This window comes from Acidiferrobacteraceae bacterium, from assembly GCA_037388825.1.
GTDB lineage: Bacteria > Pseudomonadota > Gammaproteobacteria > Acidiferrobacterales > JAJDNE01 > JARRJV01.
Window position 1 is genome coordinate 13,125 of record JARRJV010000021.1, and the last position, 14,817, is coordinate 27,941.

Annotated in this window: 14 protein-coding genes; 11 read left to right on the top strand and 3 right to left on the bottom strand. The window is 61.2% G+C overall.

Going from position 1 to position 14,817, the window contains the following annotated elements:
• Nucleotides 1-96: 96 nt before the first annotated feature.
• Nucleotides 97-630, top strand: a complete 534-nt coding sequence (locus P8X48_05485; protein ID MEJ2106768.1) for an NUDIX hydrolase — start codon at nucleotides 97-99, stop codon at nucleotides 628-630.
• Between the two features lie 13 nt (nucleotides 631-643).
• On the opposite strand, the gene P8X48_05490 is transcribed toward P8X48_05485, so the two are convergent.
• Entirely contained in the window at nucleotides 644-1,672 is a 1,029-nt protein-coding gene (locus P8X48_05490) for a thioredoxin fold domain-containing protein (protein MEJ2106769.1), read from the bottom strand.
• Between the two features lie 172 nt (nucleotides 1,673-1,844).
• On the opposite strand from P8X48_05490, the gene P8X48_05495 reads away from it, so the two are divergent.
• The 6 genes from P8X48_05495 (at nucleotide 1,845) to aroG (ending at nucleotide 8,411) form a co-directional block, all read left to right on the top strand.
• Nucleotides 1,845-4,172: a mechanosensitive ion channel gene (locus P8X48_05495; GenBank protein MEJ2106770.1), complete on the top strand. Its 2,328-nt coding sequence runs from the start codon at nucleotides 1,845-1,847 to the stop codon at nucleotides 4,170-4,172.
• Between the two features lie 3 nt (nucleotides 4,173-4,175).
• Nucleotides 4,176-5,096 carry an SDR family oxidoreductase gene (locus P8X48_05500; GenBank protein MEJ2106771.1) on the top strand — a complete coding sequence of 307 codons (921 nt, stop codon included), beginning with the start codon at nucleotides 4,176-4,178 and terminating at the stop codon, nucleotides 5,094-5,096.
• A gap of 72 nt (nucleotides 5,097-5,168) precedes the next feature.
• Nucleotides 5,169-5,432, top strand: a complete 264-nt coding sequence (locus P8X48_05505; GenBank protein ID MEJ2106772.1) for a DUF211 domain-containing protein — start codon at nucleotides 5,169-5,171, stop codon at nucleotides 5,430-5,432.
• A 25-nt stretch (nucleotides 5,433-5,457) separates the two neighbouring features.
• Nucleotides 5,458-6,042: a hypothetical protein gene (locus P8X48_05510; GenBank protein MEJ2106773.1), complete on the top strand. Its 585-nt coding sequence runs from the start codon at nucleotides 5,458-5,460 to the stop codon at nucleotides 6,040-6,042.
• A gap of 72 nt (nucleotides 6,043-6,114) precedes the next feature.
• Nucleotides 6,115-7,257 carry a polymer-forming cytoskeletal protein gene (locus P8X48_05515; protein ID MEJ2106774.1) on the top strand — a complete coding sequence of 381 codons (1,143 nt, stop codon included), beginning with the start codon at nucleotides 6,115-6,117 and terminating at the stop codon, nucleotides 7,255-7,257.
• 68 nt (nucleotides 7,258-7,325) lie between these two features.
• On the top strand, nucleotides 7,326-8,411 hold the full coding sequence (gene aroG / locus P8X48_05520) for a 3-deoxy-7-phosphoheptulonate synthase AroG (GenBank protein MEJ2106775.1): 1,086 nt from the start codon (nucleotides 7,326-7,328) through the stop codon (nucleotides 8,409-8,411).
• Nucleotides 8,412-8,422: 11 nt separating this feature from the next.
• On the opposite strand, the gene P8X48_05525 is transcribed toward aroG, so the two are convergent.
• Nucleotides 8,423-9,343, bottom strand: coding sequence for a hypothetical protein (locus tag P8X48_05525; protein MEJ2106776.1), 921 nt, complete (start codon nucleotides 9,341-9,343; stop codon nucleotides 8,423-8,425).
• A 47-nt stretch (nucleotides 9,344-9,390) separates the two neighbouring features.
• The gene (locus P8X48_05530) at nucleotides 9,391-10,035 is read right to left on the bottom strand and encodes a hypothetical protein (GenBank protein MEJ2106777.1); all 645 of its coding nucleotides are present in this window, start codon (nucleotides 10,033-10,035) and stop codon (nucleotides 9,391-9,393) included.
• A 138-nt stretch (nucleotides 10,036-10,173) separates the two neighbouring features.
• Here P8X48_05530 and P8X48_05535 point away from each other — a divergent pair, with 138 nt between their 5' ends.
• The 4 genes from P8X48_05535 to P8X48_05550 all read left to right on the top strand — a co-directional run.
• A complete protein-coding gene (locus P8X48_05535) occupies nucleotides 10,174-11,220 on the top strand; it encodes a methyltransferase domain-containing protein (GenBank protein ID MEJ2106778.1) in 1,047 nt (348 codons plus the stop codon).
• 50 nt (nucleotides 11,221-11,270) lie between these two features.
• Nucleotides 11,271-12,239: a DUF523 and DUF1722 domain-containing protein gene (locus P8X48_05540; GenBank protein ID MEJ2106779.1), complete on the top strand. Its 969-nt coding sequence runs from the start codon at nucleotides 11,271-11,273 to the stop codon at nucleotides 12,237-12,239.
• 20 nt (nucleotides 12,240-12,259) lie between these two features.
• A complete protein-coding gene (polX, locus tag P8X48_05545) occupies nucleotides 12,260-13,987 on the top strand; it encodes a DNA polymerase/3'-5' exonuclease PolX (GenBank protein ID MEJ2106780.1) in 1,728 nt (575 codons plus the stop codon).
• A 368-nt stretch (nucleotides 13,988-14,355) separates the two neighbouring features.
• On the top strand, nucleotides 14,356-14,817 hold a 462-nt coding region (locus P8X48_05550), incomplete at its 3' end, for a hypothetical protein (protein MEJ2106781.1).

A 14,817-nucleotide genomic window follows, 5' to 3' on the forward strand; every position in this document is an offset into this window, starting at 1 on the left:
GGGACGGCCCGGAAGCATTGATCCGAATCAAGGACCCGCACACTGGCCGCCCGCAGCCGGGTGTCTCACCATAACCCTGATCCACTGGCACAGACCATGAGCAAGAAGCCCGGGCATTTCCGCTACCGCGGCAAGATCGTCGACGTGAGCGTTGAGACTGTATCCCTCCCTGACGGCCAGGAATTCGAGCTCGAACATGTATGGCACCCGGGTGGCGCAGCAGTCGTTGCCGTCGATGGCGAAAACCGGGTGTGTCTGCTGCGCCAGTACAGGGCGATCGCCAAAACCTGGCTGTGGGAAGTCCCGGCCGGCAAGCGCGACGATGGCGAAGAGCCACTGCGAACCATTCAGCGCGAATTGCGGGAGGAGGCGGGCGCAAGCGCTGGTGAGTGGATCCCGCTGGGGCAGTACTACAGCTCACCGGGGATCTTCGATGAAGTGATCTTTCTGTGGCTGGCCCTGGACCTGGCCGAAGCGGAGCGCGATCCCGAACCGCACGAACTCATCGAGGTGCATTGGCTCGATCTGGATCGGGTGATGGAATTGGTCCGGGCCGGGGACATCGTGGATGGAAAATCGCTTGTCGCCCTGTATCGTGCCCGCGATTTGCTGGATGGACGTCGCAGCTAAAAGTGGTCGGTCCCTACTTCGGGATATTCTTGTTGCGCCAGGCATTGTAGCCGCCCGCCTGTCTGTAGCCGCCACTCAGGATGTAATCGAGCACATTGCGCAGGCGATGGAAACCGACGACGGAATCCACCCGAATGATCTCCTTTCCATGGGGATCGAAGAACAGGATGGTCGGTGTATAGAACAGGCCAAGCTGTTTTCCCCATTCCTTCGCCGTAAGGTGTTTTCCTCCCGGGGTGATTACCGGTGTGTCGCCCCAAAGGTCCAGCTGGACGACCTCAAGTTTCCGTAGCCTGTTCAGGATCTCCTTGTCTTCCATGGGGCCGCCATGCAGTACATCGCAGGCATAGCAGGAGGCCTGTTCGAAAAACACCGCCAATGGGGTCTGGGCTGCAAAGTGCGAGCGGTCCAGGGCATACGGTGGCGGACTGAAGACATCGCTTTGATGCAGGCCATGGTCTTTCTCCTTCAGACTGGGTTCCGCAAGCGCGAGGAAATCCCGGAAACTCTGTTTGCGATAATGGCCATCGGCAACATACTCCAGGGCGGCGCGGAACTGATAGGGCCGGTGGTAGCCCGCGAGTCGCAGAGCGACCCGTCCCTGCCGGTCGTAGAAAAGCAGGGTAGGGGTGAAATTCGCCTTTTGCCGGCTGGCGAATTCCTTTTCCGTGAGGATGTTTCCGCCCATGTCTGTCAGCCTTCGCGAACCGCGCACATTGATTGCGACGACATCGAAGTATTTCTGCGTGTACTCGCGGATATCCCGCCGCCCCCAGTTGTTTTCCAGCTGTGCCTTGCAGTAGGGGCAGTACTCCTGACCAAAGTAGACGATCAGGCCGCGTTTCCCTTCTTCGATGGCCGACTGGAGATCGTCGTGCAGTTCCAGAAAACTGAGCTTGAACCAATCCGGCAGGACCAGGGCCTCGCCCAGGGGTTTGTCGTTGAAGCCGGAGCTTCCCGGCCCCGCCGCACCGGCAGGCGTCCACGCCAGGGTCGCTGCCAGTGTGATGGCAGTCAGCAGGGGGAATTTTGCAAGGTTCAACAACGGTTTTGGATGATTGTCGCGGTGGAAGGGAAGTGTACCGGCTCCACGTGCGCGGAACCAGCGTCACCGGCCGGCGGTTACGTGCTACTGGGGCCCTGTGGGGGATTCTGCTACGCTTGGCATCCGTTTCCAGGGTCACGTGAGCAGCGTTCAGGGCAACAGGGCAGTCATGGCAAGCGGTAAACGATTCCTGCGCACGATCATTGTCTTTTCGGCACTTCTTTGTGTCGCCTCGGTTTTCGCGGACGAAACCCCACCATTTGATGTCAACAAGGCGAGCGCCACACTGGACAAGGCGGAGGCGGCGCTCAAGGACCGACGACTTTCGGAAAGCGAAGTTCGCAACCTGATCGCGGACGTGAACGCGATACAACCGTCCGCCCAGGATTGCGTCAGCACGGCGGAGGGCGATGTCGCCAAGGTTCAGGACGACCTGAAAAGCCTTGGACCGCGGGTGCGCGGCGAGCCCATCGATGTGGTTCGCAAGCGGGTTGCCCTGGAGGAGCAGAAAAAGGCGAAAGAGCAGGGGCTGGCAAGTTGCCGCCTGCTGGTTCTTCGTACGGACGATCTGCTCCAGCGCCTGGGCGATGTTCGCGATCGCCTGCTGGCCGAGCGTCTGTTGGCGCGCGGTCCGGATTTCTTCTCCCTATTCTGGGAGAACTCAAGCAAGCCCGCGATCTGGTTGAATGCCTCCCGCGATTTCGTGGGAAAGCACAGCGGGATGGATCGCCTGGCCGGCTGGCACGTCGGGGCTCTGGTCGTGGCCGCGCTGTTGGGCTTTGTTCTGGCGCACTGGATAAAGCGCTATCTCGGAGCGTGGGTGGCCGACGATCGCCGCTGGGACGTGCGTCTTTCGGGCCGCCTGAATCGGGCGCTGGCGCGCGAATTCAACGCCTCGTTGATTCCGCTGTTGACCACCCTCGCGATTGCCATCTATCTGATGGTGGTGTTCGCCGGCGTTACCCCGGTCCCGTTCATTGGCATCCTTGCCTATGGTTTGCCGGTCTACTTCATTGTGATCGCGCTTCTGCAGGCCCTCCTGGCACCGCGTCCGCCGGCAGAGATGGTGTTCGACATCGAGCGGCCCACTGCCCGCGCCCTGGCGCGTCGCTTCAAGATTCTGTTGCTCTTGTTGTTCGTGGGCTATCTGCTGTTTTCCACCATACTGGCGCAGACCCTCCCGGAGCAGGCGTTCCTGCTGGCGCGGGGCCTGTTTGCCGGCTTCCTCATCGTCAACCTGGTGTGGGTGGTTCTGCTGCTCGGACAGTTTGAGCGCTTCGCCCGGTGGCGGGTCGCGCGCATCGGCCTCAGTATGACATTGGTCGCCACCCTGGTGGCGGAATGGGCCGGGTATCGCAATCTTTCCATCGCCGTCCTGCGCACCGTCTTCGGAACACTGGTATTGCTCGGCGCGTTCACGGTGGTACGCCGACTGCTCGGCGAGTTGTTCGAAGGCCTGGAAAGCGGCCGTCACCGTTGGCATCGGAAAATCCGGGCGTTCTTCGGTCTGGCGACAGGAGAGCCTGTCCCCGGGCTGATCTGGTTGCACCTGATCATTACCCTGTCTCTGTGGTTTGTTGTTGGCGCCCTCCTGCTGCGGGTCTGGGGCCAAAATGATCTGTTGCTGAGCGCCTACAACTATTTTGTAAACGGGTTTGCCGTCGGTTCACTGCAGGTCGTGCCGCTACGGGTCATCATGGCGATCGGCAGCTTTGCCCTGCTCGTCGTCATCTCCGGCTGGTTCCGTGCACGCTTTGAGCGGCGCTGGTTGCCGAAGACACGACTGGAACGCGGTGCACGCGAGGCCCTGGTAACCATCAGCGGTTATAGCGGAATCGCGATCGCCCTGCTGGTGGCGCTGGGGATTGCGGGCCTCAAGTTCAGCAATCTGGCGATCATTGCCGGTGCGCTGTCGGTCGGTATCGGTTTCGGTCTGCAGAACATCGTTAACAATTTTGTGTCCGGCCTGATCCTCCTGTTTGAACGTCCGGTGAAAACCGGCGATTGGGTCGTGGTTGGAGGTACGGAAGGGTATGTGCGCCGGATTCGTATCCGCTCAACCCAGATCGAAACCTTCGATCGCGCGGACGTAATTGTTCCCAATTCGGAACTGATTTCGTCCCAGGTGACAAACTGGATGCTCTACGACCAACGTGGCCGCGTGCGTGTGCCCGTGGGAGTGGCTTATGGCAGCGACGTGGAGAAGGTTCGCGAACTTCTGGAGCAGGTCGCAAAGGAACATCCAGCCGTGGTTCAAAGCGACGCCACGCGCAACATCAAGGTCCTGTTCCGCGGATTTGGTGACAGTTCCCTGGATTTTGAATTGCGCTGCCACATTCGAAACATCGACAAACGCCTGGACGTGATCAGCGATCTGAACTTCGCCATTGACCGCGCCTTCCGCGAGAATGGAGTCGAGATCCCGTTCCCGCAACGCGATCTGCATGTACGCAGCTGGACGCCGGGCGCCGGGCCGGAAGGCGGGAGCCGGGAGTAGGCCATGTCCGGGGATCCACCGGGACGTTGTGTCATCGTCGGATGCGGTTATGTGGGCACCCGCCTGGCTCGCTCCTGGCGCGCGGCCGGTGGCGAAGTGGATGCGATCGTACGCACCGTTGCCAGTGCCGGGCGGCTGGCGGAACAGGGAATCCGCGCGGTGGCCATGGATCTCGACGGATTGCAGTCGAACCTTCCACCCATGGCGGACGCGTGGTTGTACTACCTTGTACCGCCACCACCGACCGGACAAGGGGACGACAGGATCCGCGGTTTCCTGGCGGCGCTGGACCGGGCATCCGCACCCAGGGGTATCGTGCTGCTCAGTACCACCGGTGTCTATGGCGATTGCGACGGCGCATGGATTGACGAGTCCACTCCGGCGCGACCGCAGGTCGACCGCGCCCGGCGGCGGCTGGATGCGGAGACTTCGGTTCGCGAGTGGGCAGGACGGCATGAGGTCCCCGTATACATCCTGCGGGTTCCTGGAATCTACGGGCCAGGCCGCCTGCCGCTTGCGCGGCTACGCGCCGGCACGCCCGTTCTGCGTGAGTCCGAATCGCCCTGGAGCAATCGTGTGCACGTGGATGACCTGGTGATGGCGGCCATGGCAGTTCCGAAGCATGGCCGGCCCGGCGCGGTGTACAACATTTCCGACGGCCATCCGGGAACCATGACCGACTATTTCAATCGGGTCGCCGACGCCGCGGGATTGCCCCGCCCGCCGCAGGTGGATCTGGAGACGGCACGTCGGGAGTTCAAGCCCGGAATGCTTTCCTATTTGGCCGAGTCGAAGCGAATCGACAATACCCGCATGCGCGCGGAGCTGGGCGTCGCGCCCCGCTATCCGGATCTGGAAACGGGGCTGCCCGCGTCTCTTGGTGAGGGTGAGGGTGAGGGTGAGGGTGAGGGCGACCGCCAATAGGTCATGGCGCCCTTGCGATTCGGGACAAAAGCGGGTGAAATCGAAACACAACCCTGGCCCGAGACCTGTTGAATGATCACCCGCATCGTACTGGACGTCCTCAAGCCCCGTAGCCCCAGCGTGCTGGAATTTGCCAGCGCCATCGCCGACAAGTCCCCGGGTTGCAGTGTCCGTGTGACCGTGGACGAGGTCGACGAAAAGACCGAGAGCACCATCGTGGAAGTTCAGGGTCACAACATCTCCTTTGAGAATCTGTCTGCCGCCATCGACGACCTCGGTGGTTCGGTGCATAGCGTCGACGAGGTGGAGATGAACGGCGCGGGCAGCACCTCCTGATCTAGGTGCGCCCACGCGTTCCGCCATGTTGCAGCGCCTGCAATTTCTGATTCGCCTCACACACGCGCATCGCATCGCGCGCCGCTACTTCGTTACCAACGGTTTCGACGGCGCCTTGACCATGTTGGGGATTACCATCGGCTTCCATGCCAGCGGCGTCACCGAACTGCGCGCCATGCTGGGAACCGGATTGGGTGCGGCCATTGCCCTTGCGGTGAGTGGTGTGGCGAGCGCGTACGTCAGTGAGACTGCAGAACGGGATCGCGAACTACAGGAGCTTGAACAGTCCCTGGCACGTGATCTCGGGGAATCCGTTCATGGGCTTGCCGCCACGCTGGTCCCCTGGCTGGTCGCCGCCACCAACGGTCTCGCGCCGCTGTTCATCGCCTTGCTGGTGCTGGCACCCATCTGGCTGCAGTGGGCCGGCGTTTCCCTGCCCCTCCCGCCCCTGCATGCAGCCGTCGCCATGGCTTTCCTGTGCGTGTTTCTTCTCGGCGTATTTCTGGGCTCTATCAGCGGTCGCTTCTGGTTGTGGTCGGCCCTGCGGACGGTCCTCATTGCCGCCGCTACCGCCGGAATCATTTTGCTGGTGAATTTGTCCCTGGCTTGATCTGGATCATATTAGGGAAAGCCGACTTCCGTACCATATCCGTCTCATCCTGTATTCACGGAGGAGGCCGGCATGCATGCACGTCCCGGAACCGGAAACACCTGGATCTCGAGCGCTATGGCAGTACTCGCCCTGTGCGCCATCCCGTGGATCGCAACCGCCCAGGACACCGGCGAAACGGTCGTGAAGCGCGGCGCAGTAAATGACGATCTGTATGCCTTCGGCCGCACGGTGGACATCGATGCCCAGGTCCGCGGCGACGTGATAGCGGCGGGCGGCGACGTTTCGGTCGGCAGGATGGTGAGCGGCGATGTCATGGTCGGGGGAGGCAATGTCAGCCTGCGCGGAAAGGTCGATGACGATGTACGTGCGGGCGGTGGCTCGCTTGACCTTGATCTGGTCGTGGGCGATGACCTGATTGCCGCCGGTGGTGAGATCCGTACTTCTCCCTCTACACGCGTGGGCGGAAATGCCTGGTTTGCGGGCGGTTCGCTCGACCTTTCCGGAGACTTTGCCCACGATCTGCGCGCAGCCGGTGGCGACATCCGCCTTGGCGGGCATGTGCACGGTGATGTGGATCTGGAGGGGGACAATATATCTATCCTCCCCGGTGCCGTGATCGACGGAAATCTGGTGTATCGCAGCAGTCGCATGGCGAACATAGAAAAGGACGCGACGATACGTGGCAAGGTCACGCGCATGCCATATCCGGCTCGCGCGCGCGGGATGCCGGCAGTCGAGCGCGGGTCGAGCCTGCTGTTTCTGGCGAGCCTGTTCCTCTCGGCCCTGGTTCTTGCACTGGTGTTCCCTCGTTTCAGCGCTGCGTCTGCCGAGTGCTTGCGGACCCGCCCCTGGGCCGCTCTGGGACTTGGCTTTGCCGCGCTGGTCGCGACGCCGGTGGCCGCGTTGCTGGCGCTGGTCCTGGTGTTGACCTTCCTGCCCGGTCTGGTGCTGATGGCCCTGTATCCGGTGGTGCTCCTAGCAGGTTTCCTGATCGGCGTCGTTTGGGTCGGAGAACTGGGCGCCCGGCTGATCCGGCGCGATGCCGGGGCCTCGCCCGGAATTCGGGTGCTTTCGCTGGCAGTCGCGTTAGTGGTCCTGGGGCTCCTGAGCCTGATCCCCGTGATCGGAGGTCTCATTTGGTTCCTGTTGATGCTTTTCGGTATGGGCGCTGGAATTCTCCAGTTTTCGAGGCAATATTCCGCGTCAGTTTGAGGGTCTGCGGTTGACTCCGGTGGCGATTTCGCACCTAATGCGCACCCGGACGTATAATCCCGCAACCCATGAAATACCAGACCGACGACCTGCGCATTCGAAGCATCGACGAGGTTGTGTCACCGGAGCAGGTGCACGCCGAGATTTCGGTGTCCGATCGTGCGCGCCAGACCATTCACGATACCCGCGAGGAGATTCATCACGTTCTCCACGGCCAGGATGATCGACTCCTGGTGGTCATCGGGCCGTGCTCGATTCACGATCCGAAGGCGGCTCTCGAATACGCAAGTCGCCTTCGCGCCTTGCGCGAGGAACTCGGCGAGGATCTGCTGCTGGTTATGCGCGTCTACTTCGAGAAGCCCCGGACCACCGTGGGCTGGAAAGGCCTGATAAACGATCCCGATCTGGACGACAGCTGCCACATTAACAAGGGTTTGCGGCTTGCTCGGCAATTGTTAGCGGACATCAACAATCTTGGCGTGCCGGCAGGGACCGAGTTCCTCGATCTGGTTACGCCTCAGTACGTCGCCGATCTGGTCAGCTGGGGCGCCATTGGCGCGCGCACGACTGAAAGCCAGGTCCATCGTGAACTGGCATCCGGTCTTTCCTGTCCTGTCGGGTTCAAGAACGGCACCGACGGGACGTTGAAAATCGCGATCGATGCCATTCGCGCGGCCAGCGTGCCGCACCGGTTTCTGTCTCTGACCAAGGCCGGTCATTCAGCGATTTTTTCCACCACCGGCAACGACGACTGTCATTTGATCCTGCGCGGCGGACGCAAGCCGAACTACGATGCGGCCAGTGTTTCCCGTGCCATCGAAGAAGAGCTTGCTGCCGGACTGGAACCCCGGCTCATGGTCGACCTCAGTCATGCCAACAGCGCCAAGCAACATCAACGCCAGCTCGAGGTTGGCGCGGCCGTTGCCGGGCAAGTGGCAGAGGGCAATTCCGCCATCATCGGTGCCATGATCGAAAGCCATCTCGTGGCCGGTCGCCAGGACGTGGTCCCTAGCAAGGACCTGGTTTACGGCCAGAGTATCACCGATGCGTGTCTGGGTTGGGACGAGAGTGTGCCCCTGCTGCGAAGTCTGGCGGAATCGGTGCGGGTGCGTCGTGGCGCCGGTTCAGCCAGGCGGGACGCGCATACGTCCTGAGTTCCCACCGGTCATCCCGTGAACAGAAATTCGATCCGGAAGTAAATCGAGGCGAGGGGCTTGAAGCCGAAATCCTCGCTGTACAGTTCCTGCGGCGCGATTTCGTAGTACACCCAGTTGCGTTTCTTCGAGCGAATCCTGTACCGGAAATTGACCTGGTACTCGTGCACACGGGCGGGGCCGTCCAGGCCGCGGCCGAGCAGCTCGAACTGATACGCGTGGCGCTCGTTGATTCGGTGGTATATCGAATCGCTGAGAACGACCACGCTTTCGCTGATCGGGTGGGCAATCTTGGCCCCGAGATAGTTCCTCCACAACCAGTCCGGGGCAAGGAGACGATCGAGGGTCAGTTCTGTCAGGGCATTCTGTCGCCCCGACTGGTATTTGGTGAGCGTTTCCGCGGCGCGTAGCTGCCAGCGACCCCAGTGAAAGGTGCGGCGCGTGCGACCACGCAGGTAGGCATCGATGGGGGTGGTGAGGTCCGCACCCACATCCACGTTCGCGGATGAATCCTTCTTTTGCGAGATGATGTACCGCATGCCGCCGCTGTAGACCGGCGAAGTAGCCGCCGACAGCGGGTCTCGAAATCCAACGGGTTCGGTCTCGGCGTCGCTATCGCTTTGAAGAACAAGGTTGTATTTCTTCGCCGTCTTGGGGAGTGCAAGGCGCAAGGCGACATCAGAACTGTATTCGCGGACGCCGTCTTCACGAGCCCGGACGTTCAGTCCAAGTCTGGCCCAGTTCCCCTTCGCATCGGTGAACTCGGTTGAATTGGAAAAGAAGCGGTCGATGGCTCGTGCGACCGTGTTCAGGGTCCGTCCGATCATATCGTGCCCCCGATCCAGGGGAGTGGCCGCCGGTTCCTGGGGATCTTGCGCAAAGGTCGGTCGTGCGATCAGGGCGACGGCCAGAAGCGCTGTCCATGTCAGCATCCTGAATACGTGGGTGCACCGTGACCGGTGCAGCGGGGCGAATACCATCAGCCGGGTCCTCCGGAAATGAGCGCGCGCGACCCAAGATAGATGGCGAACAGCGCGATTCCCTGATTCAGATGATAGAGCGCATTGTGGGTGAAATAGCGTGGGTGAAGGGCAACCTTGCGTTGCTGCAGTACCCCTGCCAGCACCGACCAGGCCGTTCCGGCGACACCTGCCAGGAGCCACCACGAGGGATGCTGGATCCAGCGCCACAGACAAGTGAGCGCCAGGGCGACAAGGGCGGGCGCGTAGTGCCGGATGGCGATCCGGTAGTCATGGCGAACGAACAGGATCTTGAACACATAGAAAAGATAGAGAGCAATGACACCCACCGCAAGCACGATGCTGCTCCAACCGCTCGTGACGGCCACGATGCAGACCCCCCACAAGGCCAGGGCGGCGAGGCCCAGAGATAGCAGTGATGCGCGCCAGACGACTTCGTGCATGCGTGAACCGTGGTCATGGAAAATGCCGTGGGCGAAGCCGGCGAGCAGCGTTGCCAGTCCCAGGGCCGGAAAGAAAACCAGGAACATCGTCCGGCTCGCTGGATCGTTGACCGGCAGGGTGGCCGTCAGATAGGTCAGCGCCAGGCTTTCGATGGTGAGCGCAAAATCGCTCAGGCTTACATCCGGTTCCGCGAGTTTCATGACCCCTGCTGCGTGCCGGTATTCCTTCCTGTACACGCTACCGCGTGCACGGCCTGTCGGCAAGGTCGACGGTGTCGCAGGGGCCCGGCATACTGGTGACGTGCCTGCAGGCATCTCGATACTCTTCCCGGATGGTCCATGGCCCGACGCGTCGAATTGTCATATCGTTCCCGGCTCGCACGACATTTTCACATCGGCTGGATGTCGGAGATACCGGACACGCCCTCCTGGCCGGCGGTCGATCCGGAACGGGTGCGTATTCTGCCGCGGTCCGCGTTCAATGAAAAAATCATCGCCCTGCATCGTGGCCGTTTCTATCCATCCAAACTGGTGACCGGGGAATCGCCGGCACGTATGTTTCGGGCGCTTGAGGTGTCCACGCATAGTTTCGAGGCCGACTTCAATGCGCCTTTGGCCTATTTCGACGTGACCATGCGGCACGAGGAAGCTGCAACGATCGCGCCGGGTATCGGCAATATGGACGCCCTGTTGCGGTTCGCGGGCATGGAATCACCGCCCCCGCGCGGGGAGACTGACTTTGCCGACCCGGATGGCTTTGATCGTCCCAATCCGGGCGAGGATCGCGAGTTCTATTCCCGGCCCCGCCGGGTTGCTCATGTGGATGCCGTGTGCGGGGCGAGGATTGCAGCGCTTTACGCCAGTCTGATTGATCCGGGGTCAAGGGTACTCGACCTCATGAGTGGCTGGCGATCACAACTTCCGGAACAGCGCGGAAACGTATGTGGCCTCGGTCTGAACGAAGAGGAATTGGCAGACAACCCGGCGCTGGACTCATACTGCATTCATGATCTCAATGCAGATCCGGCACTCCCGTTTGAGGACCGGGCGTTCGATGCCGTGGTCAACACGGTATCCATTGAGTACCTGGTGAATCCCGTTTCCGTCTTGCGGGAAGTGCGACGGACCCTTCGCCCGGGAGGTGTGGCGGTCATCAGTTTCTCCAATCGTTATTTCCCGCCCAAGGCCATTTATTTGTGGACGCGGATGTTGCCGATGGAACGCCTGGGGCTGGTGCTGCAGTGGATGGTGGCGGCGGGTTTCGTCGAGCTAACGACCCTTTCCGAGCGCGGACTGGAACGCGATCCGCGGGATCGCTACACCGAACATTTGCGGGAAATGGATCCCCTGTTCGCGGTATGGGGCCGTGCCCCGGGGGCCAGGTAAGAAGCCGGCCCCGCGTCGATCTTTGCCGGTACGACGCGCATACTTGAAGCATGAATCGCGATCCGGAATCGGGAAGCCGGGGCCTACAGTTGCCGCGGGTGGCGGTCAGCAGTTGTCTGCTGGGTCAGCCGGTCCGCTATGACGGAGGCAACAAGTATCAGGCTTGGCTGGTGGAATCCCTGGGGCGCCACGTACAGTTCCAGCCCGAGTGCCCGGAGGCAGGGGCCGGACTTGGCGTGCCGCGTCCGCCGGTACAACTGGTGCGCGGCCAGCATGGCATTCGGGTTCTCGGGGTTTCGGATCGCTCGCTTGATGTAACGGGGCCGCTTGAGTCCTACGGCCGGGAGCTCGTCCCCGCGCTGACCGATGTGTGCGGCTTCATCTTCAAGACCCGTTCCCCGAGTTGTGGCCCATCGGCGGTGCCGGTCTTCGACGAGTCCGGTAGCCGGGTGGGCGAAGGGAGTGGTCTGGTGGCCGGGATCGTTTGCGAGCGAATGCCCAATCTTCCGGTGGAAGACGAGGAAGGCCTTGCCGATCCGCAGCGCCGGGACAATTTTCTGGAGCGTCTGTTCGTGTTTCATCGCTGGCGCACCCTGCGCAGGAATGGTCTGGATGCCGCAGCGCTCGTCGATTTTCACACGCGTCACAAATTTCTGATCCTGGCTCACAATGAAACCCGTTACCGGTCATTGGGACCACTGGTTGCCAGCGCGGGCGCGGGCGCAATCGAAACCCTGGCGAATGAATACGAAACACAGATGATGGCTGCACTGAAGTACCCTGCTACGCCAGGCGAACAGGTAAACGTGATGCAACACCTCGCGGGATTCCTCAAGGACAGGCTAGATCCGGCAGGGAAGCGGTCCTTGCTGCGGGTGATCGACGATTATCGGGAAGGCCGGGTATCCTTGCACTCAACGCGGGCGCGGTTCAGGGAGTGGGTGGCGCACGATCCGGCCGCCGAATCCGCTGCCGCGGTTTTTCTGGAACCGTATCCGGCAGCGCTTGCACCGGAATAGTTGTTTTGTCAGGAGTTGCAATGGCGGTACACAACGAGGACATCGCGGTTCAGTTCGAGGAGATCGCCGACCTGCTGGAGATACAGGAGGCTAACCCCTTTCGGGTACGCGCCTATCGCAATGCCGCGCGTACCGTAAGGGGCTTGGGGCGTGAACTTTCCGAACTGCTTGCCCAGGGTGAAGACCTCACCAGGCTCGCAGGAATCGGCAAGGATCTGGCGGGAAAGATCGAGGAAATGCTACGCACCGGTCAGACCCGTGCGCTCAAGGATTTGCATCGGGAGTTGCCCGCCAGCCTGGAAGACCTGCTGCATATCTCGGGTCTTGGACCGCGCAAGGTCAAGGTGCTGTACACGGAACTCGGAATCAAGACGCTGTCACAGCTGGAAAAGGCGGCACGCGCCGGACGCGTGCGAGAGCTGGATGGTTTTGGGGCCCGTACCGAACAGAAAATTCTGGAAACCATCGCGTCAAAACGGACGCAGGAGAAGCGCTATTTCTACAGTGTCGCGCGCGAACATGCCGAGCCCCTGCTTGCCTATCTGCGCAAGGTGAAGAAGGTTCGCGATGTCGTTCTCGCCGGAAGCTACCGTCGCGGACGCGAGACCGTGGGCGATCTCGATATTCTCGTGACCATTGAGGAAGGGTCGCCGGTGATGGATCGTTTTGCCGCGTACGAGGACGTGGTGGAGGTGGTATCGAAAGGAAGGACGCGTTCCACGGTCATCCTTCGCGGCGGTTTGCAGGTGGACTTGCGCGCAGTGGACCCGGTCTGTTTCGGAGCGGCCTTGCACTATTTCACTGGCAGCAAGGCGCACAACATCCAGATCCGGCGCATGGGTCAGGGGCGTGGCCTGAAGATCAACGAATATGGTGTGTTCCGCGGTGACGAGCGAATCGCCGGCAAGACCGAGAAATCTGTGTTCCAGTCCGTGGGGCTGCCGTTTATTCCGCCACCGTTGCGTGAGGGTCGCGGGGAGATCGAGGCGGCGCACGCGAAGACCTTGCCCAAACTGGTCGAGCTGGACGATCTGAAAGGCGATCTGCACGTACACACAAACGCAACTGATGGGAGCGCCGACCTGGAACCGATGGTGCGCGCGGCGAAAAAGCGCGGCTTCGACTACGTTGCCATTACTGATCATACAAAACATCTCACGATCGCCCACGGACTTACGGCGGAGGCACTGGCGAAACAGATCGATGCCATCGACCGACTGAACGACAAGCTGCGGGGGATTACCGTCCTGAAAGGAGTGGAGGTGGATATCCTGGAGGACGGATCGCTGGATTTGCCGGATTCCATTCTCCAGCGCCTGGACCTGGTCATCGGGGCGGTGCACGGACAATTCGGTTTGTCGCGGTCCAAACAGACACAACGTGTATGTCGGGCCATGGATCACCGCTATTTTTCCATCCTCGCCCATCCATCCGGCCGACTGCTGGAGGAGCGCAAGGCCATGGACCTGGACATGGAGCGGATTGTCCGTCACGCCCGCGAGCGAGGCTGTTTCCTGGAACTGAATGCACAACCCCAGCGTATGGACCTGGACGATACCCATTGCCGTCTCGCAAAGGAGGAGGGCGTGCTGGTCTGCATCAACAGCGATGCCCACGGCGAGTCCCAGTTTGAAGATCTGACCTTCGGAATCAACCAGGCGCAGCGGGGCTGGCTGCGGAAGGAGGATGTATTGAATTCGCGGCCGTTGGGAACATTACGCAAGCTGCTGCGGAACACCATGACATAAACTCGCGTGACTGCCGTGCGTTTTCCGTACAGGGGCTGCGCGCGCCCGCAATAGGGCACGGCCCCAAAATCACCGGTTGTTCCCCGAAAAGTGCCATCGATCGCCGGAATTGGCGCGTGTAGGGGGCTGGGGCCTGCCCTCGGCGAATGGCGCAACTATACTCGCCCGAGACGCGGAAAAACGAAATGGCCCGATCCCCGCCCTGGATGTCCGATGAGTACACGGCAGATCTATATTATTAAGGAATACCTCGCGTTGCCGGATTCCCGTGCGCGCGATCGTGCGAATCCATTTTCCCCAGGTTCTGTATCGAGGCGGGTTCGCCATCGCCACGGGACCGCGGAGGCTCAACCCAAGGAGCAGTCGGTATGAACAGTAAGGCTTGCTGCCTGTTGGCGGTATTGATTGCGTTTCCGCCCACGGTTTTCGCCGAAGGATCGGAATTCCAGAATCTGGATGATCAGGTGCAGGGCGCGAAGGAAGAGGTGCTGCAGATCAATCACGAGTTGATGCTGCTGCAGGAAAAACTCCTGCATCCCTCCAGCACCGAAGTCTCCCTGTTCCTGTCCCTGCAAGCCAGCGGGAAGTTCAGTCTTGATTCGGCTTCTCTGTCTGTGGACGGAAGGCGGGTGGATGAGCATCTCTATACGTATCGGGAGGTCGAGGCTCTACGCAAGGGCGGCGTTCAGCGCCTGCATACGGCCAACCTGACCAGCGGGGCACACAAGGTCCGCCTGACCGTGTCGGGGCACACCGACAGCAACAGCAAATACAGCAAGACCCGGGACTTCACCGTGACCAAGGGGTCGGGTCCGCGACTCGTCGAGTTC

Excerpts from the sequence above, each read along its gene's own strand:
- P8X48_05485 (MEJ2106768.1), top strand. The coding sequence starts at position 97 with ATGAGCAAGAAGCCCGGGCATTTCCGCTACCGCGGCAAGATCGTCGAC.
- aroG (MEJ2106775.1), top strand. The coding sequence starts at position 7,326 with ATGAAATACCAGACCGACGACCTGCGCATTCGAAGCATCGACGAGGTT.
- P8X48_05505 (MEJ2106772.1), top strand. The coding sequence starts at position 5,169 with ATGATCACCCGCATCGTACTGGACGTCCTCAAGCCCCGTAGCCCCAGC.
- P8X48_05515 (MEJ2106774.1), top strand. The coding sequence starts at position 6,115 with ATGCATGCACGTCCCGGAACCGGAAACACCTGGATCTCGAGCGCTATG.
- P8X48_05510 (MEJ2106773.1), top strand. The coding sequence starts at position 5,458 with ATGTTGCAGCGCCTGCAATTTCTGATTCGCCTCACACACGCGCATCGC.
- P8X48_05495 (MEJ2106770.1), top strand. The coding sequence starts at position 1,845 with ATGGCAAGCGGTAAACGATTCCTGCGCACGATCATTGTCTTTTCGGCA.
- P8X48_05525 (MEJ2106776.1), bottom strand. The coding sequence starts at position 9,343 with ATGCTGACATGGACAGCGCTTCTGGCCGTCGCCCTGATCGCACGACCG.
- polX (MEJ2106780.1), top strand. The coding sequence starts at position 12,260 with ATGGCGGTACACAACGAGGACATCGCGGTTCAGTTCGAGGAGATCGCC.
- P8X48_05540 (MEJ2106779.1), top strand. The coding sequence starts at position 11,271 with ATGAATCGCGATCCGGAATCGGGAAGCCGGGGCCTACAGTTGCCGCGG.
- P8X48_05530 (MEJ2106777.1), bottom strand. The coding sequence starts at position 10,035 with ATGAAACTCGCGGAACCGGATGTAAGCCTGAGCGATTTTGCGCTCACC.
- P8X48_05535 (MEJ2106778.1), top strand. The coding sequence starts at position 10,174 with ATGGCCCGACGCGTCGAATTGTCATATCGTTCCCGGCTCGCACGACAT.
- P8X48_05500 (MEJ2106771.1), top strand. The coding sequence starts at position 4,176 with ATGTCCGGGGATCCACCGGGACGTTGTGTCATCGTCGGATGCGGTTAT.